We start from the raw sequence: 1733 nt of genomic DNA on the forward strand, positions 1-1733 counted from the left end.
CTTTCTTTAAGGCGTTTCAATAACACGTGCGGCAGAACGTAACATTATGAAGGACCAATTTCCAAAGTTGACCAGCCATACAGTTGGCAATTTTGACAGTCGGCTCCTGGCCCAGACTGTGTCAAAACGCCTGACTTGATATAATTGGCTCACGTTATTGATGGAGCCAGCGGATGAAGCGATTCATTGAAGGCGAATGCCGAACACAAACAACGTTATTGCCGGAAAGTATCGATGACTACATTACCGATACCAATCCAGTTCGCATTGTTGATGTCTTTGTCGATGAGCTTGATCTGTGCAAGCTAGGATTTGACGGCGTTGAGCCGGCGATCACCGGCAGGCCATCCTATCATCCTGCCATTCTCTTGAAGATTTACATCTACGGATACCTCAATCGTATTCAATCCAGTCGGCGACTTGAGAAAGAGACACAGCGTAATGTCGAACTGATGTGGCTGGTTGGACGTCTGACTCCTGACTTCAAGACCATTGCCAATTTCCGTAAAGACAATGGCAAAGCGATTCGAAGCGTTTGTCGGCAGTTTATCGTGCTATGCCAGCGGCTTGGGTTATTTTCCGACGCATTAGTGGCTATTGATGGCAGTAAATTCAAAGCTGTCAATAATCGAGACCGGAATTTCACCAGCGCTAAGTTGCAGCGGCGAATGGAAGAAATCGAGTCGAGCATCAATCGCTATTTAACCGCCCTCGACACCGCTGACCGGCAAGAACCCTCGGTCGCAAAAGCCAAAACGGAGCGACTGCAAGACAAGATTACTGCTCTGAAAGAGCAGATGAAAGCGCTCAAGGACATCGAAGTCCAGCTCAATCAGACAGCCGATAAACAAATTTCCCTCACTGATCCCGATGCCCGTTCCATGAAAACCCGAGGCACAGGTATTGTCGGCTACAATGTTCAGACTGCCGTTGATACCCAGCATCACCTGATTGTCGCCCATGAGGTGACCAATGTTGGCATAGACCGAGACCAGCTGACTTCGATGGCTAAGCAGGCCCGCACAGCAATGAATGTCCAGAACCTAACGGTCATCGCCGATCGGGGCTATTTCAAGAGCGAAGAAATTCTGGCCTGCCATGAAACGGGTATTACCGCTTTAGTTCCTAAATGTAAAACGTCTGGCGCCAAGGCGGCTGGACGATTTGATAAGGCCGACTTTATTTACGATGCTGAAAATAACGAATATCGCTGCCCTGCGGGCCAGACGCTAATTTGGCGCTCATCCAGGATCGAGAATGGGCTGAACCTGCATCGCTATTGGAGTTCATGCTGCCAGCAGTGTGACATCAAGGCCCAGTGTACGCCCGGCACCGAAAGACGAGTGGCTCGTTGGGAGCATGAAGACGTGCTTGAAACCATGCAAACTCGTCTAGATCAAGCACCTGAGAGCATGCGCATACGACGCCAGACCGTGGAACATCCCTTTGGCACCCTCAAGGCATGGATGGGAACCACCCATTTTCTCACCAAGGAATTAAAAAACGTTAGTACGGAAATGAGCTTGCACGTGCTGGCCTACAATATGAAACGGGTCATGAATATATTGGGTGCCCCAGCCATGATTGAGGCAATAAGGGCCTGAGAACCCCTTTTGCATCATTCAAAGGGATGTTTACGGACATAATTGGGTTGCACAATCGCAAAATCTGAAATGGATCCAATTTTGGAGCCAATCAAAAAATTCATTAGGAATCCTCTTTATGGCTTTCTC

General features: G+C 48.7%; 1 protein-coding gene. It reads left to right on the forward strand.

Annotated features, from left to right (window positions below; translation table 11 throughout):
- The first annotated feature begins 173 nt into the window (after positions 1-173).
- Complete coding sequence (locus tag EPO18_RS06875) at positions 174-1604, forward strand: IS1182 family transposase (protein ID WP_292432397.1); 1431 nt, start codon at positions 174-176, stop codon at positions 1602-1604.
- Positions 1605-1733 lie beyond the last annotated feature (129 nt).

Source organism: Methylobacter sp., from assembly GCF_004322395.1.
Lineage (GTDB): Bacteria > Pseudomonadota > Gammaproteobacteria > Methylococcales > Methylomonadaceae > Methylobacter_A.

Coding starts and splice junctions, on each gene's coding strand:
- EPO18_RS06875 (WP_292432397.1), top strand. CDS start 174: ATGAAGCGATTCATTGAAGGCGAATGCCGAACACAAACAACGTTATTG.